The organism is Pseudomonas sp. S32 (assembly GCF_016648095.1).
GTDB classification, from domain to species: Bacteria; Pseudomonadota; Gammaproteobacteria; order Pseudomonadales; family Pseudomonadaceae; genus Aquipseudomonas; species Aquipseudomonas parafulva.
In genome coordinates this window covers 23,219-43,309 of record NZ_JACVVF010000005.1, presented here as the reverse complement: position 1 = coordinate 43,309, position 20,091 = coordinate 23,219, and the positions used below count along the sequence as shown (strand labels likewise).

Annotated in this window: 17 protein-coding genes; 8 read left to right on the top strand and 9 right to left on the bottom strand. The window is 63.6% G+C overall.

Translation table 11 applies throughout. The annotated features are described in order from the left end of the window. The first annotated feature begins 54 nt into the window (after positions 1-54). Genes IAE38_RS04255 through IAE38_RS04240 form a run of 4 tightly spaced genes read left to right on the top strand, consistent with a single transcriptional unit; the run spans position 55 to position 4,109 of the window. Entirely contained in the window at positions 55-843 is a 789-nt protein-coding gene (locus IAE38_RS04255) for a sugar phosphate isomerase/epimerase family protein (RefSeq protein ID WP_201161696.1), read from the top strand. Continuing rightward, positions 836-1,786, top strand: a complete 951-nt coding sequence (locus IAE38_RS04250; protein WP_201161697.1) for a sugar kinase — start codon at positions 836-838, stop codon at positions 1,784-1,786. Before IAE38_RS04255 ends, IAE38_RS04250 begins: the two co-directional genes overlap by 8 nt. A gap of 58 nt (positions 1,787-1,844) precedes the next feature. Continuing rightward, positions 1,845-3,137, top strand: coding sequence for an MFS transporter (locus tag IAE38_RS04245; protein WP_201161698.1), 1,293 nt, complete (start codon positions 1,845-1,847; stop codon positions 3,135-3,137). Between the two features lie 9 nt (positions 3,138-3,146). Next, complete coding sequence (locus IAE38_RS04240; protein ID WP_201216130.1) at positions 3,147-4,109, top strand: 2-hydroxyacid dehydrogenase; 963 nt, start codon at positions 3,147-3,149, stop codon at positions 4,107-4,109. 33 nt (positions 4,110-4,142) lie between these two features. Here the strand turns inward: IAE38_RS04240 and IAE38_RS04235 are convergent, their stop codons facing one another. The 4 genes from IAE38_RS04235 to IAE38_RS04220 form a co-directional block, all read right to left on the bottom strand. Further along, positions 4,143-5,096 carry an endonuclease gene (locus IAE38_RS04235; RefSeq protein ID WP_201216128.1) on the bottom strand — a complete coding sequence of 318 codons (954 nt, stop codon included), beginning with the start codon at positions 5,094-5,096 and terminating at the stop codon, positions 4,143-4,145. 103 nt (positions 5,097-5,199) lie between these two features. Further along, positions 5,200-6,195, bottom strand: a complete 996-nt coding sequence (locus IAE38_RS04230; RefSeq protein WP_201216125.1) for an aldo/keto reductase — start codon at positions 6,193-6,195, stop codon at positions 5,200-5,202. Between the two features lie 96 nt (positions 6,196-6,291). Then, entirely contained in the window at positions 6,292-7,143 is an 852-nt protein-coding gene (locus IAE38_RS04225) for a LysR family transcriptional regulator (protein WP_201161702.1), read from the bottom strand. 77 nt (positions 7,144-7,220) lie between these two features. Continuing rightward, positions 7,221-7,682, bottom strand: a complete 462-nt coding sequence (locus tag IAE38_RS04220) for an Lrp/AsnC family transcriptional regulator (RefSeq protein ID WP_060481021.1) — start codon at positions 7,680-7,682, stop codon at positions 7,221-7,223. Positions 7,683-7,817: 135 nt separating this feature from the next. Between IAE38_RS04220 and IAE38_RS04215 the strand changes: the two genes are divergently transcribed. Together IAE38_RS04215 and IAE38_RS04210 are read left to right on the top strand one after the other, a co-directional pair. After that, the gene (locus IAE38_RS04215) at positions 7,818-9,068 is read left to right on the top strand and encodes a Zn-dependent hydrolase (RefSeq protein WP_201216123.1); all 1,251 of its coding nucleotides are present in this window, start codon (positions 7,818-7,820) and stop codon (positions 9,066-9,068) included. 66 nt (positions 9,069-9,134) lie between these two features. After that, complete coding sequence (locus IAE38_RS04210) at positions 9,135-10,349, top strand: diaminopropionate ammonia-lyase (protein ID WP_201216121.1); 1,215 nt, start codon at positions 9,135-9,137, stop codon at positions 10,347-10,349. Between the two features lie 12 nt (positions 10,350-10,361). Here IAE38_RS04210 and IAE38_RS04205 read toward each other — a convergent pair whose 3' ends face one another. After that, complete coding sequence (locus tag IAE38_RS04205; protein WP_201216119.1) at positions 10,362-11,546, bottom strand: MFS transporter; 1,185 nt, start codon at positions 11,544-11,546, stop codon at positions 10,362-10,364. Between the two features lie 149 nt (positions 11,547-11,695). Next, a complete protein-coding gene (locus IAE38_RS04200) occupies positions 11,696-12,577 on the bottom strand; it encodes a LysR family transcriptional regulator (RefSeq protein WP_201216116.1) in 882 nt (293 codons plus the stop codon). A gap of 170 nt (positions 12,578-12,747) precedes the next feature. On the opposite strand from IAE38_RS04200, the gene IAE38_RS04195 reads away from it, so the two are divergent. Then, a complete protein-coding gene (locus IAE38_RS04195) occupies positions 12,748-14,391 on the top strand; it encodes an acetolactate synthase large subunit (RefSeq protein ID WP_028633953.1) in 1,644 nt (547 codons plus the stop codon). A 207-nt stretch (positions 14,392-14,598) separates the two neighbouring features. Here IAE38_RS04195 and IAE38_RS04190 read toward each other — a convergent pair whose 3' ends face one another. Then, positions 14,599-17,142: an HWE histidine kinase domain-containing protein gene (locus IAE38_RS04190; protein WP_201216114.1), complete on the bottom strand. Its 2,544-nt coding sequence runs from the start codon at positions 17,140-17,142 to the stop codon at positions 14,599-14,601. 197 nt (positions 17,143-17,339) lie between these two features. Here IAE38_RS04190 and IAE38_RS04185 point away from each other — a divergent pair, with 197 nt between their 5' ends. Beyond that, positions 17,340-17,957, top strand: a complete 618-nt coding sequence (locus IAE38_RS04185) for a dTMP kinase (RefSeq protein ID WP_201216112.1) — start codon at positions 17,340-17,342, stop codon at positions 17,955-17,957. A 15-nt stretch (positions 17,958-17,972) separates the two neighbouring features. On the opposite strand, the gene IAE38_RS04180 is transcribed toward IAE38_RS04185, so the two are convergent. Beyond that, the gene (locus IAE38_RS04180; RefSeq protein WP_201216110.1) at positions 17,973-18,980 is read right to left on the bottom strand and encodes a zinc-binding alcohol dehydrogenase family protein; all 1,008 of its coding nucleotides are present in this window, start codon (positions 18,978-18,980) and stop codon (positions 17,973-17,975) included. Positions 18,981-19,055: 75 nt separating this feature from the next. After that, positions 19,056-20,090 (bottom strand): porphobilinogen synthase, encoded by a 1,035-nt coding sequence (gene hemB, locus IAE38_RS04175; RefSeq protein ID WP_201216107.1) that lies wholly within the window; start codon positions 20,088-20,090, stop codon positions 19,056-19,058. Between the last annotated feature and the right edge of the window lies 1 nt (position 20,091).

Sequence of the window (20,091 nt, the reverse complement as noted above, 5' to 3'; positions counted from 1 at the left end):
CTTCGGCGAATACTGCTGGCGAAAAATGAAACCGGTTTCACAAGGACAATAACAATGCACCCGATCCCCGTTTCCATCAGCCTCTCCAGCTACGGCGCGGACTATGTTCGCCAGCGTGGCCAGGAGCAATTCATTGATCTGCTGGCACGGGCCGGCGCCCGACGGGTGGAGTTGCGCGAGGAGCTGTTCTCCTGCCTGCCAGACCCACTTGCCCTGGGCGCCGTCATCGCCGCGGCCGGCCTGGACTGCGTGTATTCCACGCCGCTGGAGCTGTGGGCGCCAGACGGCCTGCCCGATACACGAGTGACCCAGAAGCTGCACATTGCGCACGAACTGGGTGCAGCAGCGGTCAAGGTCTCCCTGGGGCATTACCACACCGGCTGCGACCTGGCGGCCTTGCGTGAGCTGGTGCCAGCGCAGGGGCCAATGTTGCTGGTAGAAAACGACCAGACTTCTCAAGGTGGCCGCATCGCAGCGCTGCTGGCGTTCTTCCAGCGGGCGGATGAAGCTGGGCTCGGGGTGGGCATGACTTTCGACATCGGCAACTGGCAGTGGCAGGGCGAAGCCGTGGAACAGGCTGCCAGCCAGCTGGGCCGCTGGGTGCAGTACGTGCACTGCAAAGCCGTTCGACAGCTTGCCGACGGCCGTTTGGCCGCGGCACCACCGCAAGTGGCTGACCTGCAGGCCTGGGACCGGCTGCTGGCGCAGTTCAGCCCGGGTGTGGTGCGTGCCGTGGAGTACCCACTGGTGGGCGATGACCTGCTGCAGGTTACCCGCGACCAGGTGCGCCATCTGGCCGTACTGGGGCTGGGCGCACGGGCCGAGGAGGTGAGCCATGCTTAAGCAGGATGTGCTGTGCTTTGGTGAAACCATGGCCATGTTCGTGGCCGAGCAACTGGGCGACCTCGCCAGTGTCAGCCTTTTCAACAAGCGTATTGCCGGGGCCGACAGCAACGTGGCCATTGGCCTGGCACGCCTGGGCTTCAGCGTACGATGGGTGAGCCGGGTAGGGGATGACTCGTTGGGCCGCTTTGTGCTGGACAACCTGCGCGGCGAAGGCCTGGACTGCTCGGACGTACAGATAGACCCGGCTCACCCCACTGGCTTTCAGCTCAAGGGCCGCTGCGACGATGGCAGTGACCCCGCAGTGGAGTACTTCCGCCGGGGCTCGGCGGCCAGTCACATGACCCCGGCCCTGCTGCAGCCGGGCTGGCTGCAGGCCCGGCATGTGCACGCTACCGGTATTCCGCTGGCCCTGTCCGAGGGCTGCCGCAGCCTGTCGCACACGTTGGTGGATGCCATGCGCAGTGCCGGGCGCAGCGTCTCCTTCGACCCCAACCTGCGCCCTTCGCTGTGGCCGGACCTGCGCACCATGGTGCAGCAGACCAATGCACTGGCAGAAAAGGCCGACTGGGTGCTGCCGGGCCTTGAGGAAGGCCGCTTGCTCACCGGCCAGCAGACCCCGGCCGACATCGCCGGCTTCTACCTGGACCTTGGCGTCGAGCTGGTGGTGATCAAGCTGGGGGACGCAGGCGCCTATTTCCGCAGTGCCAACAGCGAAGGCCAGGTCGCCGCCGTGCGCGCGCCCCAGGTTGTGGACACCGTGGGTGCGGGTGACGCATTTGCCGTCGGCGTGCTCAGCGCGCTGCTGGAAGGGCGTGACATCGGCCAGGCGGTTGCCCGTGGCAACTGGTGCGGCAGCCGCGCCGTGCAGTCGCGGGGCGATATGGAGGGCCTGCCCCGGCGCCACGAACTGGAGGCCTACGAACGGCTGCCACAGCCCTGAAGTTGCCCCAACCAATCACCTGTCGCGACAAAAACAACAAGCTCAGGAGAACCACCCCATGAACAGCAAAAGCCTGGCCCCACGCCGTTGGTGGTACATCATCCCCATCGTGTTCTTCACCTATAGCCTTGCTTACCTAGACCGCGCCAATTACGGCTTCGCAGCTGCCTCAGGCATGGCCGATGACCTGCGCATCACCCCCGTGCTGTCGTCGCTGCTGGGGGCACTGTTTTTCCTCGGGTACTTCTTTTTCCAGGTGCCTGGGGCCATCTACGCCGAGAAGCGTAGCGTAAAGAAGCTGATCTTTGTCTGCCTGATCCTCTGGGGCGGGCTCGCCACGCTCACGGGCATGGTCAGCAACGTCTACATGTTGATCGGCATCCGCTTTCTGCTGGGCGTGGTCGAGGCGGCCGTGATGCCGGCGATGCTGGTGTACCTGTGCCACTGGTTCACCCGTGCCGAGCGCTCACGGGCCAACACGTTCCTGATGCTGGGCAACCCGGTGACCATCCTGTGGATGTCGGTGGTTTCGGGGTACCTCATCAAGCATTTCGACTGGCGCTGGATGTTCATCATCGAAGGCCTGCCGGCGGTGATCTGGGCGTTCTGCTGGTGGCACCTGGTGGACGACCGCCCGGCCCAGGTCACCTGGCTGAGCGACACGGAGAAGCGCGACCTGCAGCACGCACTGGCTGCCGAGCAGCAGGGCATACCGCCGGTGAAGAACTACCGTGAGGCGTTCCGGTCGCGGCAAGTGATCATCCTGTCGCTGCAGTACTTCTGCTGGAGCATCGGCGTATACGGCTTCGTGCTGTGGCTGCCCTCCATTCTCAAGCAGGCTGCCAACGTGGATATCGTCGAAGCCGGCTGGCTGGCCTCGGTGCCTTACCTGGCGGCGGTACTGGCCATGGTGGGTGTGTCGTGGGCATCGGACCGCCTGCAGAAACGCAAGTGCTTTGTGTGGCCACCGCTGCTGATCGCCGCCATTGCCTTCTATGGCTCGTATGCACTGGGCAGCGAGCACTTCTGGTTGTCGTATGGGTTGCTGGTGGTGGCGGGTGCCTGCATGTACGCACCCTACGGCCCGTTCTTCGCCATCGTGCCGGAAATCCTCCCGGCCAACGTGGCCGGCGGCGCCATGGCCCTGGTCAACAGCATGGGTGCGCTGGGGTCGTTCGGCGGCTCCTGGCTGGTGGGTTACCTGAACGGCGCCACCGGTAGCCCGGGCGCTTCGTACCTGTTCATGTGCGGTGCACTGCTGTGCGCCGTGGCACTCACTGCGGCCCTCAACAATTCAACCACCTCCGGCCGGGCCAAGCGTCAGCGCCCGCGGCTGGCGATGAACCACTAGGAAGCGATCATGAACAAGCGCATCGTGCTGTACAAACGCCTTTCACCAGACTTGCTCGCGCGCCTTGAGCAGCACGTGGAGGTGACCTGGGTAGACCTGGCCCAGCCCGATGGGCTGGCCAGGCTGCGCGAGGCATTACCGGGCGCACAAGGGCTGTTGGGCGCAAGCTTGCGCCTGGATGCCAGCCTGCTGGACCTCGCGCCCGACCTTGAGGTGATTGCCAGCGTGTCGGTAGGGGTGGACAACTACGATATCGCTGACCTCGATCGGCGCGGGGTAATGCTCACCAACACCCCGGACGTACTCACCGAAACCACTGCAGACACGGGCTTTGCGCTGATCCTGGCGACAGCCAGGCGCGTGGTGGAGCTGGCCAACTGGGTGCGCGAGGGCCACTGGCAGGCCAGCCTGGGGCCCGCCCATTTCGGCTGCGACGTGCACGGCAAGACGCTGGGTATCGTGGGCATGGGGCGTATTGGCGAGGCCCTGGCCCGGCGCGCAGCGGCGGGTTTCGGTATGCGCGTGGTGTATCACAGCCAGCGGCCCAAGCCTGAGGTGCAGGCGCGATACAACGCCCACCGGCGCGACCTGGACACGCTGCTGGCCGAGGCCGACTTCGTGTGCCTCACCGTGCCGCTCAGTGCCAGTACCGAAGGGCTGATCGGTGCGCGGGAGCTGGCCCTGATGAAGCCTGATGCCATTCTGGTGAACATCTCCCGGGGGCGCGTGGTGGATGAAGCAGCATTGGCCGAGGCGTTGCAGGCCGGGCGCTTGCGCGGCGCCGGCCTGGATGTGTTCGTGCACGAGCCATTGGCGGCCGACTCGCCATTGCTGAAACTGGACAATGTAGTGGCTACACCGCATATCGGTTCGGCCACCGAAGAAACCCGCCAGGCCATGGCCCGCTGCGCGGTAGACAACCTGCTCAGCGCGTTGCGGGGCGAACGGCCAGCCAACCTGGTGAATGGCTAAGCGTCGGGCCCTGGCTGTGACGGGCTTGGCGGGTCAGCGGCAGTTGCCGGCCTTGCGATAACCGGCGGCCTGCGCCTCGCCTTCGCTGGCGAAGTTCACCTGGTTCTTCGACGCGACCTGGTGATAGCCCGGGCAGCCAGAGGCCAGGTGATACACATGGCTGTTGCGGTTGCCAAGCACCGCGCCGACTGCGACGGCACGGGCCTGTTCTGCTGGCTGGCGCGCTGCTGGCACAGCCTGTACCACGCCGTCGCCCGCGGGCTGGTAATTGGCGGTCCACTGGCGTTCGCCGGTCACGAACGGGTTCGCGTGCCCCATGATTGCGGCAATGCGCCGGTCACGTTCCTTTTCCCAGGCCGAAACCGGGTGTTGCCTGTCCCACGCCATCAGTAGCTGTTGCTGCTGGCGCGACATGTTCAGCCGGTAGCGGTCGAACATGTAGAACGTGGTGCGTGCTACCAGGCCTTTCACTTCATCGCGAGGCTCGGCGGCGCGCTGCACGAAGTCGACCTTGGTGGTGCACCGCCCGTACTCGCCGGCGTTACCGGCGACCACGCCATAGTTGAAATTGCTGCGGTCGCCGTTCACTTCACCCACGGCCGGGTACAGGTTGAACAGGTCCGCTTCCATGGCGCGGAATACCGGGTCGGTGTCTACGCAATGCTCACGGCCGCCGTTTCTCCAGCACTGGCGCTGGTTGCCGAACGTGTAGGCAGGCACGATGTGCTCCCACTCGGTACGCTCGGCGCGGTTCTGCTGCTTGCGTGTCTGGTAGCCGCAGGAGGCTGCGTCGATGCGCCCGCCAGACTTGCCCACCCAGGTCCACTGGCAGCCACAGTACAACTCGCCCATGGCGCTGCTGGCCTGGTCCATATAGACCCGCTGCTTGGCCACAACCTTGGCTTCGGTGAAGGTGGAGGGCGGGTTTGCCCAAGCTGTGAAGCTCAGAAGCAGCAGTAGGTTCAGGGCGTAACGCAATGATTTCATGGCTAAACAACACGCGGTTCTAACAGGGGCGCGCATTGTAATGCTTTATGTCTGGCTGAACAGCCCGCTAGCCGCGAGGCGCAGCGGGCCCTGTGCGCCAGGCTTATTTAAACCCGGTTACCCCGTGGGGCACGTAAGGGGCCTGCAGGCGCGCGATGTCATCCTCGCCAAGGTGCAGCGCCAGCGCGGCCAGGGCGTCATCCAGGTGCGCGGGCTTGGAGGCGCCGACGATCGGCGCCGACACACCGGCCTTGCCGAGCACCCAGGCCAACGCCACCTGTGCCATGGGCACCCCGCGTTCCCCGGCTATCTGCTCGACCACGTCGATGACCCGGCCGTCCTCCAGCTCGGTTTTTTCATAGAACGACTGGCCGGAAATATCGGTGCGCGTGCGTTCGGTCTGCTGGCCATTGGGCCGGGTCAGTCGGCCGCGTGCCATGGGGCTCCAGGGCATCAGGCCAACACCTTGGTCGAGGCACAGCGGGATCATTTCGCGTTCTTCTTCGCGGTACAGCAGGTTGAGGTAGTTCTGCATCGACACGAACCGGCTCCAGCCGTGGCTGGCCGCCACCTGTTGCGCCTTGGCGAACTGCCAGGCGTACATCGATGAGGCGCCGATGTAGCGGGCCTTGCCGGCCTTCACCACATCATGCAGGGCTTCCATGGTTTCCTCGATGGGCGTGTGGTAGTCCCAGCGATGGATCTGGTAAAGGTCGACATAATCGGTACCAAGGCGCGTCAGGCTGGCGTCGATGCTGGTCATGATGGCCTTGCGCGACAGCCCTTGCTCGTTGGGCCGGCTGGCGCCTTGCCACATGTTGGCGGGGTAGAACACCTTGGTGGCAATGACGGTTTCGTCGCGGCGGGTGAATTCCTTCAGCAGCTTGCCCACGATCACTTCCGAGGTGCCGGCCGAGTAGCTGTTGGCGGTGTCGAAGAAGTTGATGCCTTGTTCCACCGCGTGGCGGATGATCGGCCGGCTGGCCTCTTCACCCAACGTCCAGGGGTGGGTGCCGGCATCTGGTTCACCGAAGGTCATGCAGCCCAGGCACAGCCTAGAGATGTCCAGCCCGGTGCTACCCAGCTTCACGTATTGCATCGTTGTCTCCTTCAGGGGCGCTAATGAGGGGGTCAGCGTACCGACATCGGGCCTGGGGGCAAATCCCGCAGAGGTGCAGGTCTAGCCTGCAAAAATTCACAAGCGCAGCAGCGGCTTCACCTGCTGCTGCAGAAAGTCCGTAACGGCTTTGATACGTGGCGTAGCACGCACATCTTCATGCACGGCCAGCCAGATTTCGATGCTCATGGTCTGGTCGGCGCGGCCCGCCTCGGACAAACTCTGCTCCTGAGCCATGAACGCGGGCAGGCAGGCGATGCCAATGCCGCCTGCGCAAGCCTGTGCCTGTATGCGCAGGTCATTGCTGCGCAGGGCAAACGGATGGCCTACCGCCTGGTGGTCCAACCATTGCTGCTGCGGTGCGCTAGCCTGGGACTCGTCATAGCCGATGTACCGTCTTGCTGCGCCACTGGCCAGATACGCTGGCGAGGCATACAGCCGGTAGTCCAGGCGCCCCAACAAGCTGACTACCAGGGTGGGTTCCACTGGCCTGGCCAGCACGATACTCACGTCTGCCTCGCGACGTGCCAGCGAGGCGCGGGATTTGCTGCCTACCAGCTTCAGCCGCAACTGCGGGTAACGCTGGTAAAGGTCACCCAAGCGTCGCGCGACGATGCTGCCAAGCAGAGCAGGGGGAGCCGACAGGGTGACCTCGCCTTCCACGGCCTGCTGGCCAGCACTGGCGAAATGCTCCAGCGCAAATGATGACATGGCCATCTGCTCGGCCAGCTCCCCCACCCGTCGACCTTCCTCGGTCAACGCGTACGCGCGCGGGCGCCTGTCCACCAGCTTGAGGTTGAGTGAAGCCTCGAGCGCAGCAATGCGCCGGGCAACCGTGGCGGGATCGACACCCAGCGCTCTGGCGGCAGCCGACAAAGAACCGGTGGTGGTGAAGATGGAAAAATAGCGCAGGTCTTCCCAGTCAAACATAAAGGCTCGGTGATTGAGGGGGGGTAGTCGAGGTTAACGGCTAACACTAAAAAGAGAAAACACCCCAGGGCATGGCGCTACGCCGTCGGCACGCGCACACCGGTCTTGACGTTGCTCATGGAAACCAGCGTATTGAAGCGCTTGACGTTGTTGTTCTCGAAAAACAGCTCACGGGTGAGCTGGGTGTACTGCTCCATGTTGCGCACCAGCAGGATCAGCACGAAGTCATAGGCACCCGTGACGTAGTAGCACTGCTGCACCTGAGGGCAGGCCAGGAAGGTGCGCTTCATGGCATCGAGCAGGTCCAGGCGCTCGTTCTCCACCTCAACCTCGGTGATCACGGTCAGTACATAGCCCAGCTGCACGGGGTCCACCTGGGCCACCGTTGCTGTGATCACGCCATCAGTGGTCATTTTTTTCAGGCGGCGGTTGACCGCGGCCGATGACAGGTTGACTTGGGTGCCCAGCTGCATTTGCGAGGTGGTAGCGTCTTGCTGTACCGCGTCGAGCAAGGCGAGGTCGAAGTGATCGAGAGGCATGATACGCGTCCAGGGAAAACTGAAGGTAATGCGTAATGAAAGTGCGTCAAGCACTCGATAATCAAGCTTTTGTTGCGCTGGCAGTGAATAGAATCTCCCCATTCGGATAAATGATCCTTATGGGCGGAGAACGGTATGGACACGGAACCTGCACTGCGCCTGGATGGCGCACTGCTGCTGCGGCAGCTTCACGCGCTTGGCCAGGTGGGCGCGGACCCTTACCAGGGCGGCCGCACGCGCATCGCGCTCACTGATGCAGACAAGGCCGGGCGGGACATGCTGGTGGGCTGGATGAAGGCCCTAGACCTGCACGTGCAGGTGGACCGCATTGGCAACATCTTTGCCACCTTGCCTGGGCGCGGCAAAGGCGCCGGGCAAGCGCCGTTGATGATGGGCTCGCACATCGACACGGTCACCAATGCCGGCGCCCTGGACGGTTGCTACGGCGTGCTGGCGGGCCTTGCGGTACTGCGCGCCTACCGGGTGGCTGGGCGGCTGCCCGAGCGCCCGCTCACCGTCGCGGCGTTCACCAACGAGGAGGGCGTGCGCTACCAACCCGACATGATGGGCTCGCTGGTGCATGCTGGGGGGCTGGCGCTGCAGCAAGCGCTGGACACCAAAGGCAGTGACGGTACTCGCCTTGGCGACGAACTGGCACGCATCGGCTACGCCGGCCAGCTTGAGCCAGGGGCGATCGCTGCACACGAATATGTCGAGCTGCACATCGAGCAAGGCCCGATCCTGGAGGCAGAAGGCGTTCAGATTGGCGTGGTGGAGCGCCTGCAGGGTATTTCGTGGCAGCAGGTGCAGGTCAAGGGCCACGCCAACCACGCCGGCACCACCCCTACCGCATTGCGGCATGATGCCGGGTACGTCGCCTGTGCGGTGGTGGCAGCGCTGCGTGACCTGGCAACGGACTGCCCAACCACGCTGGCAACGGTCGGTTGCATGCAGTTCGAACCCAACGTCATCAATGTCATCCCGCGCAAGGCAACGTTCACGGTCGACCTGCGTGATCCTGACGAAGGCCGCCTGGCGGCTGCTGAAGCGCGCCTTGAACAGCTGCTGGCCGACCTGGCGGAACGCGAGCAGGTCAGCATCAGCAATGAGCGCCTGGCGCGGTTTGCGCCAGTGGTGTTCGACGCAGGCCTGGCGGATGCCATCGAGCAATCAGCGGCCCGCCTGGGCTTGAGCCATCGCCGCATGGTGTCAGGTGCCGGCCATGACGCGCAGATGATCGCCCGCACGGCACCGGCAGCGATGATCTTTGTGCCCAGCCTGGGCGGTATCAGCCATAACCCGCGCGAGCACACCGATGACGCGCTGTTGATCCAGGGCGCCAACGTGCTGCTGGACGTGGTGGTCCAGCGCCTGAGCAGGGCCTGAGCCACGCCTGTGTGGGTATTTCACTGACTGTTGCTATCGCTGGCTTGCCAGCAGGAGCCGTAATGCATGTTCGTTCGTAACCCCAACGCTTGCCGCCAGCCTTACCCACGTGCCCTTCAAGCGGTGATGAGCATCGCCATCGCCCAACAGAGCCGTCACTGGCTGGGCGGGTGGGCTCGCCTGAACCAGAAGCCCACCCCGCTGTACAGCTTGCCCGGCCTAGCCGCCGAACTGGGTGTTGCGCAGGTAGCGGTCAAGGATGAGTCTGTGCGCTCGGAACTGGGCAGCTTCAAGGCACTGGGTGCGCCTATCGCGCTGCTGCGCCTGGTACTGGGTAGCTTCCCCCTGCAACGCATGCACCCGTACGGCGTGCTTGCGGGGCACCATGCTCAGTTGCTCAGCGAGTTTACCGTTGTCAGTGCAACCGATGGCAACCACGGGCGGGCCCTGGCGGCGGCGGCGCAGAGCATAGGTTGCCGCTGTGTGATCGTGCTGCATGCGCAGGTGAGCACCGAGCGTGAACGGGCCATTGCCGCGTACGGTGCCCTGATCGTGCGTATTGCCGGCAATTATGACGCATCGGTGGCACACGCCGCTGCGCTGGCTGCCAGCAACGGCTGGCACGTGGTATCCGACACGTCCTATGAAGGTTACGAGGTGATCCCGCGGGATGTGATGCAGGGCTACGCCACCATTGCTGCAGAAGTCGTCGAAGCCAACGCCGGGCAGCCACCGTTCACCCATGTCTTTCTGCAAGGTGGGGTGGGCGGCCTGGCGGCAGGTGTTGTCAGCTACCTGTGGGAGCTCTCCGCGGAGCACCGTCCGGTGTTCGTGGTGGTTGAGCCCGAACAGGCCGACTGCCTGTACCAGAGCGGGTTGCGCGGTGAACCGGCCAAGGCTACCGGGTCGGTAGACTCGGTGATGGCGGGGCTGGCCTGCGGCGAGACATCACCGCTGGCGTGGCGCTTTTTGCAACCCAGCGTCGATGCCTTCATGACCATCAGTGATGCTGAAGCGATAGCTGCCATGCGCCGCCTGGCAGCCGGCAGTGAAGGTGACATACCGGTGTTGGCGGGTGAGTCCGCCGTGGCCGGGCTGGCAGGCGCCATGCAGTTGCTTGAACAAGCACCCGACGTTGCAGCGGACCTGGCCCTTGGCCCTGAAGCACGCCTGCTTGTGATCAGCACCGAGGGCGCCACAGCCCCGGGTGTGTATGCCGAACTGGTGGGGGAGCGCGCCGAGTCGGTGCTGGCGCGTCAGGCTGCGTGGGCGGCTGCCTGACGCTGGTAAGGTTCAGTGGCCGCCCTTCATCCGCCGGGCGATGAAGTACAGCCCAAGGCCGGCCAGGGCGGTAGCCGCGCCGATGAAACCGGTGCTGGTCCAGCCCATGCCTGCCGTGATGGCCATACCGCCCAGCCAGGGGCCCAGGGCGTTGGCCAGGTTGAATGCCGCGTGGTTCGAGGCAGCGGCAAGGCTTGGCGCCTCGTGGGCGATGTCCATCAGGCGGATCTGTAACGGGGCTGCCAGGGCAATCATGGTGCCCACCAGGCCCACGCCCAGCAGCAGGCTCCACAGGGCGTGTGCAGCGAAGGTAAAGAACAGCAGTACGGCGATGGACCAGGCCAGCACCAGCCCCACCGCCCGGAACTGCAGCCGGTCAAACAGCTTGCCGCCGGCAATGTTGCCGATGATACCGCCCAGCCCGAATGCGGCCAGGCCAAAAGGGATCCACTGCGGGGCTACCCGGGTGACTTCCAGCATGGTGGGTGCCAGGTAGCTGAACACGCAGAACATGCCGGCGAAGCCAATGGACGCGATGGCCAGCGCCATCCACACCTGGGGCAGGGTGAAGGCCTTGAGTTCCTTGCGCGGGTCGCTGCGCACTTCATCGTGCCGCTGGGGGACGAAGCGCCAGACCATGGCGATGGTGCACAGGGCAATTACGCCCACCAGCACGAACGCAGAACGCCAGCCGAAGTATTGGCCCAGGAAGGTGGCGACCGGGTTGCCCAGCAGCATGGCCAGCGTCAGCCCCATCATGACCCGTGCTACGGCCCCCGCCCGCTGATTGCTGGCCACCATGCTCGAAGCGACCACGGCGGCGATGCCGAAATAGGCGCCGTGGGGCAGGCCGCTGACGAAGCGGAAGGCCACCAGGCCACCGAAGGAGGGCGCAAAGGCAGTGGCCAGGTTGCCCAGTGCATACAGGGCCATCAACAGCAGCAGCATGTGCTTGCGCAGCAACTTGGCCCCCAGTATCGCCAGGGTCGGGGCGCCCACCATCACCCCCAATGCGTAGGCACTGATGGCGTGGCCAACCTGGGGCTCGCTTAACTGCAGGTTGCTGGCGATATCGGGCATCAGGCCCATGATCGCGAATTCGCCGGTCCCGATGGCAAAGCTGCCCAGGGCCATGGCGGCTTCCATCCTGGCGACAGTGCCTTTGGTGGGCAGCGGGGATAATTGCTGAACTGACATCGTGGTCCTTAATGCAACAAGCTGAAACGATAAAGTTGAATCTTAGAGAATCGTGGGCCTTGACGTCGAGCGTGTCTAACGGCAGGCCTGGGGTCTGACCGTGTAAAAGGAGGGAAGTGCGTGCAGGAGTACAAATGTGCTCTTGCCGCTCAACGCTCCAGGTATTGGCTTTGCGCGGCAAAGTCGATGAACCGTTTACTGGCCAGCGATAAGTACTCCCCGGCCCGCCAGCACAGGCGAAAGCTCATCTGCTGCGCGGGTTTAAATGGCACCCCGACGATGCCGGGGGTCCGCAGTTGCACCGAGCGCAGCAATGTCGCGACGCCAAGGTTGTCCAGTGCCGCCTGCACCACCAGCGACACAAAGTTGCTTTGCAGGGCCACCTGGTAGGTGATCCCATGTTCTGCAAAAAACGCATCCAGCAGTTGGCGCTGTACGAAGGTGCGGTCGAACACCACCATGTCGGTGTTGCGCAGGTCCTCGGCCGTCAGGCTGTCTTTACTGGCGTATGGGTGGTCCGGGTGCATGCAGGCCAGCATCTCGTCGCTGCCCAGCAGGATCGACTGTTTGTCAGGGGGTACTCGCCTGGATTCAAGCAAGGCCAGGTCGATGTCACGTTGCTCCAGGCGCTGGCCAATGTCCTCGGCGCTGCCCTCGAACACGGTCATGGCAATGCCGGGGTAGAGGCGGCGAAAGGCGTTCATCAGGCCGGGCACATAGTGCAGGCCGAACATCGGCGGGATGCCCAGGCGCACTTCACCGCGCTTGAGGTCGGCCATGTCGCGCAGTTCCTGGCGGGCCACGTCCATCTCCCGCAGGGCCGATGCAATGCGCGGCAGAAACTGCTCGCCCTCAGCCGTAAGCACCACTTTGCGGGTGGTGCGGTTGAACAGGCTGACGCCCAGTTCCTCTTCCAGGCGCGTCACCGCCATGCTCAATGCTGGCTGGGCGATGTGCAGGTGCTGGGCGGCTTTGGTGAAGCTGCCCTGGCGTACGATTTCGACGCAGCAGCGCAGTGCTTTGAGGTTCATCGGCGGGGTTTACCATTCATAACGTTTTGTGATGCTGAGCATCATAACAATATATTTAATATTATTAACGCGAAGGCCTACGATGCGCGGCACTGAGACATCCTGCAACATCTCAGTCACGCCGCTTTAACAAGCCGCAATTCCTCCAAGATTTCGAGGTAGTACCCTAAATGGCCAAGGCCGCCGATGTCGTTGTGCAATGTCTGGAAAACGAAGGTGTCGAGTACGTATTCGGCATCCCTGGTGAGGAAAACCTCGACCTGCTCGAATCCCTGCGCAAGTCGAAGATCAAGCTGGTACTGACCCGCCACGAGCAGTCCGCAGGCTTCATGGCGGCCACCTATGGCCGCCTGACCGGCAAGACCGGCGTCAGCCTGTCTACCCTCGGCCCCGGTGCTACCAACCTGGTCACCGCCAGTGCCTATGCCTATCTGGGCGGCATGCCGATGATGATGATCACCGGCCAGAAGCCGATCAAGAAGTCCAAGCAGGGCCGTTTCCAGATCATCGACGTGTGCGGCATGATGGACCCCATCACCAAGTACACCCACCAGTTCGCCTCGGCTGACAACATCCCGGCGCGCATGCGTGAAGCCTTCCGCCTGGCAGAAGAAGAAAAGCCCGGTGCCGTGCACCTGGAGCTGCCGGAAGACATCGCCGCCGAGCAGACCGACAGCCTGCCGATTCCCCCCAGCCTGCACCGTCGTCCGCTGGCTGAGCACAAGGCCATCGAGGCAGCCGTGCAGAAGCTGCAGAACGCCCGCAACCCGATCCTGGTGATCGGCGCCGGCGCCAACCGCAAGATGACCGCCAAGGTCTTGAAGCAGCTGATCGACAAGACCGGTATCCCGTTCATCACCACGCAGATGGGCAAAGGGGTGGTGGACGAGCGTCACCCACGCTTCCTGGGCAACGCCGCGTTGTCTTCGGGTGATTTCGTGCACCGCGCCGTCGAAGCAGCCGACCTGATCGTCAACATCGGCCACGACGTAATCGAGAAGCCGCCGTTCTTCATGGTGCGCGGCGGCACCGAGGTTATTCACATCAACTTCCGTTCTGCTGAAGTGGATGCGGTGTACTTCCCGCAGGTGGAAGTGATCGGCGATATCGCCAACGCCGTGTGGCAGATTGGCGAGGCCCTGACCGACACCAGCCACTGGGACTTCACGCGCCTGATGGCCATTCGCGAGGCCAACGAAGCGCAGACCGCCGAAGGTGCCGACGATGACCGCTTCCCGGTCTACCCGCAGCGCCTGGTGGCCGACATCCGTCGCGTGCTGCCGTCCGAAGGCATCGTGGCCTTGGACAACGGTATCTACAAGATCTGGTTTGCCCGCAACTACAAGGCCCACAAGCCTAACACCGTGCTGCTGGACAACGCCCTGGCGACCATGGGCGCCGGCCTGCCTTCGGCCATGGCGGCGCACCTGGTGTACCCGGACCGCCCGGTGATTTCGGTGTGTGGCGACGGTGGCTTCATGATGAACAGCCAGGAGCTGGAAACTGCCGTACGCCTGGGCATGCACGTGACCGTGGTGATTCTGCGCGATGACGGCTACGGCATGATCCGCTGGAAGCAGGCGAACATGGGCTTCACCGATTTCGGCCTGGACTACGGCAACCCGGACTTCGTGAAGTATGCCGAGGCCTACGGTGCCAATGGCCACCGTGTGGAAAGCGCTGAAGGTTTGCTGCCGTTACTGGAGCACTGCATCAAGACCCCAGGCGTGCATGTGATCGACTGCCCGGTCGACTACAGCGAGAACGACCGCATTCTCAACAGCGAGCTGCGCGAGCGCGCATTGGCTATCTGAGATTAAGGTGGCGGGCGAACGCGACCCGCCGCCTGCCTCTTTCCGGGTGCTCTGCGCCCGGGTTGCCAGCTAGATCTGTTCTCATGAAGTTCACATAACCTATTGATTTACGGAGACTCTGTGGGAGCGGCTTCAGCCGCGAACACCGGCGAAGCCGGTGCCATGTATCGCGCTGACTGCTTCGCGGGTGAACCCGCTCCCACAGGGTTACTGTGGCTTCAACAAGCTCTGCAGATTTGCCAGGATGGTGCTGGTGTCATAGGGCTTGCGTGTGACCGGGATGTGCTTCAGGTGCGCGGGGATGCTGATGCCGTCGCCGTAACCGGTGGCGAACAGGAAGGGTATCCCACGGCGCGTGAGCTCATCAGCCACGGAAATCGACGTGCTCCGCCCCAGATTCACATCCAGAATGGCTGCATCCGGCTGGCGCACCGTCAGCAACTGCATGGCTTCGTGCTCGGAACTCGCCGTCATCACGCAATCCACACCCGCGTCGGTCAAAATCTGCTCCAGGCCCACGGCAATCACCAGCTGATCCTCCAGAATCAGCACGTTCAAACCTGCCCGAGCCGCAAAGCGCTCCCCGGACGATGCCGCCGTTGTGCCGGCTGTCGCCGCAGCCTCCGCCTCGCCAAGCGCCAGGTGTTTATCAGGGATGGTGAAACAACCACGCAGCCCCTCCGGGCAATACTCGACCTGGCTGGTGCCACCCAGGTCGAAGGGGATGCTGCGGCTGATCAGCACCGAGCCAAAACCATTGCGGCTGGGCGCGCGCACGGGCGGGCCGCCGCGTTCCTGCCACTCGATGGTGCAGGCACCTACTTCATCCAGTGACCAGCTGATCGACAGGGTGCCGCCCGGGCGCGACAACGCCCCGTACTTGGCCGCGTTGGTGGCAAGTTCATGCAGGACCAACGCCATCACCGAATAGGCCCGTGCATCGAGGATCACATTCGGCCCCTGCAGCTCGATCACCCCACTGGCGGTGCGGTAGGGCGACAGCTCCGCGTCCAACAGCGCCGCCAGCCGCCCACCGCCGTCGCCGCGCACCACCTGGTCGTGCGCCAGCGCCAGTGCCTGGATCCGCCCCTGCAGTGTGGCCACATAACCCTGTAGCGTCTGGCTTTCGGAGGTGGGGTGGGCGACCAGCGCGCCAATCAGCGACAGGATGTTCTTGACCCTGTGGTTCAGTTCTTCGTTGAGAATGCGCTGGCGCACCTCTGCCTTGGAACGCTCGCTCGCCAGCAACTCGCTGTTGTGCAGCACGACTTCGACGATGGCAGTGCGGATGGCATCGCCGAACTGACGGTCCTGCTCCGTCCAGGGCAATGACTGCTGGTGGACCGTTTCTTTCCAGATGGCAAAGCTTTTGCGTGGCGTCAGGCGGTCACCCAAAGCGCCGCTGATGTAGGTTTTATTGGGGTCGCCCGCCCAGTCGAGGGTTTCCACTACCTCCTTGCGGAAGAAGATGATGTAGTCCCGCGGGCGCTGCGATATAGGCAGTATCAGCACCCCGGACACCTCGGTGAAGTACGCCTGGGCTGCCGGGTGAGCCGTTGCCAGGCGATGGGATGCCCAGGTTCTGCCTTCGGTGATGCCGTCGGCAAACCGCAACAATTCGGGTAGCGCGGTTTTTGGCGGCACCGTGCCGGAGGACGACCAGCGCCCCTGCAACGACAGGCCAATGCCATCGCACGGTATCAGCGCCATCAGGCGCGGCAGACGCCCCTGGAAGAACATGTCCATATCGGCGGCATGGTTGGCATCGCGCAGCATTACGTCGAGGGTTTCGTGCACCTGCACGGCGGCTTCGAGTTTTTGCCGGCTGTGCAGGGTCTCGATGTGCAGCGAGAAGAACTCACCGAACATCTCCGCTGCCACGCGTTGACCCATGTTCAACGTGCGCGGCGAATAGTGATGACAGGCAATCAGCCCCCACAGCTCACCTTTGACGATGACAGAAATCGACATTGAGGCGCCCACACCCATGTTGTGCAGGTACTCGCAGTGCACGGGGGAGACGCTGCGCAGGTGCGCGTAGGAAAGGTCCAGCGGCTCACCTGAAGCGTCGACCACAGGTTCGATGGCGACTGGCTCGAAGCCTACATCCGGGATGACCCTGATCAGATTGCGCAGGTACAGCGAGCGTGCCTGGGGTGGAATATCGGAAGCCGGAAAGTACTGCCCCAGAAAGCTCTCCAGAATGCTGCGCTTGGCTTCGGCGATGACCTTGCCGGCACCGTCACTGTCCAGTTGGTAGATCATCACCCGGTCATAGCCCAGCACCGCCCGCACAAAGCGCGCCGCGTCACGGAACAGGCGGTTGGTTTTGTCGATTTCCCGCAGCTCGGCAATCAGGGTGCGGGCCAGCTCGACGGGTTCGGCGCCACTTTGGCCGGCCAGCTCGAACTCCAGCAGCGCATTGCCCTTGTACAGGTGGGCGGTCACGTCCACAGCCACGCCGTTGGGCAGCACCTCTGCGAAGCGAAGCGCAGGGCGGGAGCCTTCGCGCAGGCGTGCCAGGGCATTGCGCAGGGTATGAGCAAGTTCGGCACCGAGGACGGCGTCCAGCTTCTGGCCATTGATGGCACCCTCTACCCCCAGCAGTTGCGGGGCGTTCAGCGAATGACGCAGGAGGGTTGTTGCGGACGCGTCGCAGGTCAGCAGGCAGCCATGGGGCTGGATGCTGCCTGGAATCTGGATGGGCTCGTGGTCGCAGTTGCTCAGGTTTACCAGTGGGTCGGAGGTCATTAGCCAGGCCTGTGAAAAATGTAAAGGCTGCCCGCTGGGCCGCCTTGGTCAGCCTAGCAGGCCGGCTGGCCCGGGCATAGCTGGCGGTTGCAGGGCTAGCGGTTTTTTTGACGGTCAGCTGTTTGAATGGACGGTTGGCTTGTCTGAACACGGGGTTCGGTGGTCTCATGCCGCCCACTGCTCAACGGGTAACCCTAATGAACCGACCGCTTTTCATTGCCATGGACGGGCCCAAAGGCACCGGCAAGACCACATTGCTGGAAGCCGTGACCCAAGCGCTGAGGGCTGGCGGCAGAAAAGTGATCAGGCTCTGTGAGCGCAAGTGCGACCCGGCACGGAGCGACACCATGGCCTTGGTCAATCAGCTTGCCCGGCAACCCGGCGCCGAGCTGGAGCTGCGCGTGTGCGAGCGCCTGGCGCACAGCCGGGCCTGGATCACCCGGCACGTCCTGCCCCGGCAACCCCAAGACAGCATCATCCTGATTGACCGCTGGTACCCGTCTGATGCAGCGTTTCGCCGAACCCTGCCGTTCAGCCAGATTCTGCAGCTGAACCGGCAATACGGTGTGCAGGTACCCGACCTGCACATCGCCGTGGTCACGGCCCCGCAGGTTTCCTGGGCCAGGGCTGCCTCACGCACCCGTGGGCTGCGCAGCACCGTGATCCATACTTTGGAGGAGCAGGCCGCGTGCACGGCCGCGTTCACGCGCGCCGCTCAAGAGCATGGCTGGCTGCTGTGCCACAACGACGGGCCCATCGATTTAGCTGTGGCGCAAATCGTGGCTGCAGTCGAGCGCGTACACAGCGAGCGCTAGCGCATCGATTAAGGGTTAGAACCCCTCAAGCACAATCTTGCCCCGCGCCTTGCCGCTTTCGATCACCGCGTGAGCGCGTTTCAAGTTGGCCGCATTGATCTTGCCAAAATGCTCGCCCAAGGTGGTCTTCAGCACCCCGTCATCGACCAGTTGCGCGACACGGCACAGCAATTGGTGCTGCTTGATCATGTCGTCGGTCTGGTATAGCGAACGGGTGAACATCAATTCCCAGTGCAGCGACAACGACTTACGCTTGAGCGGCATCACATCCAGCTGTGCCGGGTCATCGATCAGGGCCAGTTGACCCTGAGGGCGCAGTACCTCTACCAACTGCTCCAGATAGGTGTCGGTGTGGGTCAGGCTGATCACGTGGTCGATGGGCTCCAACCCCAGTTCGCGCAACTGCGGCGCCACCGGCGCGCTGTGGTCGATCACATGGTGTGCGCCAAGGTCCTTGATCCATTGCCGGGTTTGCGGGCGTGAGGCCGTGCCGATTACGGTAAGTTGGGTCAGGCGCCTGGCCAGTTGCACCAGTATCGAACCTACGCCACCGCCGGCGCCAATCACCAGCAGGCGCTGGCCCTGGCCGCCTTGCTCTTCGACGCGCAGGCGGTCGAACAGCAGTTCCCAGGCGGTGATGGCGGTCAAGGGCAGGGCGGCGGCCTCCGCTACGTTCAGGCTGTGCGGCTTGGCGCCAACGATGCGCTCGTCGACCACGTGAAGCTCGCTGTAGCAGCCCGCGCGATCAATGGCACCGGCGTAGAACACCTCATCGCCCGGCTTGAACAATGAAGCATCAGCGCCCACCTCGCGCACCACGCCAACGGCGTCCCAGCCCAGCACCTGCGGCGTGTCGCCACCACGGCTGGCCCTGATCTTGGTGTCGACCGGGTTCACCGCGATCGCTTTCACTTCTACCAACAGGTCACGGGCGCCTGGCGTTGGGATGGGCAGGTCTGCGTCATACAGCGATTGCGCATGCTCGATCGGTAGACCGGGTTGCGAGTAAACGACAGATTTCATGGGGCTGGCCTTGAGCAGATAGGAAAGAGAGTCAGGGTATTCCTGTCGCTGAAAGAGAAAAATAGCCTTGAAGCATTAAGACTTTGTCTTTGGCAGTGAAAGTCGGTCGCGGGCCAGCAGCCGGGCGGCGTCTACCGCGAAATAGCTCAATATTGCGCTGCAGCCAGCACGCTTGAAGGCCAGCAGGGCTTCCAGCACCGCGCGTTCCGGGTCCAGCCAGCCATTGTCGATGGCGCCTTTGATCATGGAATACTCGCCGCTGACCTGGTACGCCAATGTGGGCACGCCAAAGGTGGTGTTTACCCGGTGGATGATGTCGAGATAGGGCATGCCCGGCTTGACCATCACCATATCGGCACCTTCCTGCAGGTCCAGGGCCACCTCTCTGAGCGCCTCGTCACTGTTGGCCGGGTCCATCTGGTAGGTACGCTTGTCGCCACGCAGCGCCTGTGCACTGCCCAGCGCGTGCCTGAAGGGGCCATAGAAGGCCGAGGCGTATTTGGCTGCGTAGGCGATAAGCCGTACGTGCTGCAAGCCGGCATGGTCCAGCGCAGCCCTGAGCACGCCAATGCGTCCATCCATCATGTCGGAGGGGGCCAAGGTATCGAAGCCAGCCTCGGCTAACACAACCGCCTGTTTTGCCAACAGCTCCACGCTGGGGTCATTCGCCACCGTGCCACCGCGTATTACACCGTCATGCCCATGGTCGGTATAGGGGTCGAGCGCGACATCGCCGATCAGGCCTAGGGCAGGGAACGCGGCCTTGAGCAACCTGGCTGCCCGGCACATCAGGTTGTCGGGGTTCAACGCCTGTGTGCCCTCGGCATCCTTGTGTTCGCTTGCCAGGCAAGGAAACAGCGCAATGGCCGGTATGCCCAGCGCAACCGCCGCCCCGGCATGGTCGACCAACTGGTCCAGTGACACCCGCCACTGCCCAGGCATGGTCGCAATGGGCTCCCGTTTGCCTACCCCGTCCATGACGAATATGGGCCAGATGAGGCCGTCTGCCGACAGCGCGTGTTCGGCCACCACGCGCCGTGTCCAGTCATCTGCACGGGTGCGGCGCAGGCGCACAGCCGGGTACCGGCCGGGTAGGTAAGGGCTGTTCATG

Bases quoted from the DNA above. Each gene is read 5' to 3' on its own strand.
- IAE38_RS04255 (WP_201161696.1), top strand. From the start codon at position 55: ATGCACCCGATCCCCGTTTCCATCAGCCTCTCCAGCTACGGCGCGGAC.
- IAE38_RS04250 (WP_201161697.1), top strand. From the start codon at position 836: ATGCTTAAGCAGGATGTGCTGTGCTTTGGTGAAACCATGGCCATGTTC.
- IAE38_RS04245 (WP_201161698.1), top strand. From the start codon at position 1,845: ATGAACAGCAAAAGCCTGGCCCCACGCCGTTGGTGGTACATCATCCCC.
- IAE38_RS04240 (WP_201216130.1), top strand. From the start codon at position 3,147: ATGAACAAGCGCATCGTGCTGTACAAACGCCTTTCACCAGACTTGCTC.
- IAE38_RS04235 (WP_201216128.1), bottom strand. From the start codon at position 5,096: ATGAAATCATTGCGTTACGCCCTGAACCTACTGCTGCTTCTGAGCTTC.
- IAE38_RS04230 (WP_201216125.1), bottom strand. From the start codon at position 6,195: ATGCAATACGTGAAGCTGGGTAGCACCGGGCTGGACATCTCTAGGCTG.
- IAE38_RS04225 (WP_201161702.1), bottom strand. From the start codon at position 7,143: ATGTTTGACTGGGAAGACCTGCGCTATTTTTCCATCTTCACCACCACC.
- IAE38_RS04220 (WP_060481021.1), bottom strand. From the start codon at position 7,682: ATGCCTCTCGATCACTTCGACCTCGCCTTGCTCGACGCGGTACAGCAA.
- IAE38_RS04215 (WP_201216123.1), top strand. From the start codon at position 7,818: ATGGACACGGAACCTGCACTGCGCCTGGATGGCGCACTGCTGCTGCGG.
- IAE38_RS04210 (WP_201216121.1), top strand. From the start codon at position 9,135: ATGTTCGTTCGTAACCCCAACGCTTGCCGCCAGCCTTACCCACGTGCC.
- IAE38_RS04205 (WP_201216119.1), bottom strand. From the start codon at position 11,546: ATGTCAGTTCAGCAATTATCCCCGCTGCCCACCAAAGGCACTGTCGCC.
- IAE38_RS04200 (WP_201216116.1), bottom strand. From the start codon at position 12,577: ATGAACCTCAAAGCACTGCGCTGCTGCGTCGAAATCGTACGCCAGGGC.
- IAE38_RS04195 (WP_028633953.1), top strand. From the start codon at position 12,748: ATGGCCAAGGCCGCCGATGTCGTTGTGCAATGTCTGGAAAACGAAGGT.
- IAE38_RS04190 (WP_201216114.1), bottom strand. From the start codon at position 17,142: ATGACCTCCGACCCACTGGTAAACCTGAGCAACTGCGACCACGAGCCC.
- IAE38_RS04185 (WP_201216112.1), top strand. From the start codon at position 17,340: ATGAACCGACCGCTTTTCATTGCCATGGACGGGCCCAAAGGCACCGGC.
- IAE38_RS04180 (WP_201216110.1), bottom strand. From the start codon at position 18,980: ATGAAATCTGTCGTTTACTCGCAACCCGGTCTACCGATCGAGCATGCG.
- hemB (WP_201216107.1), bottom strand. From the start codon at position 20,090: ATGAACAGCCCTTACCTACCCGGCCGGTACCCGGCTGTGCGCCTGCGC.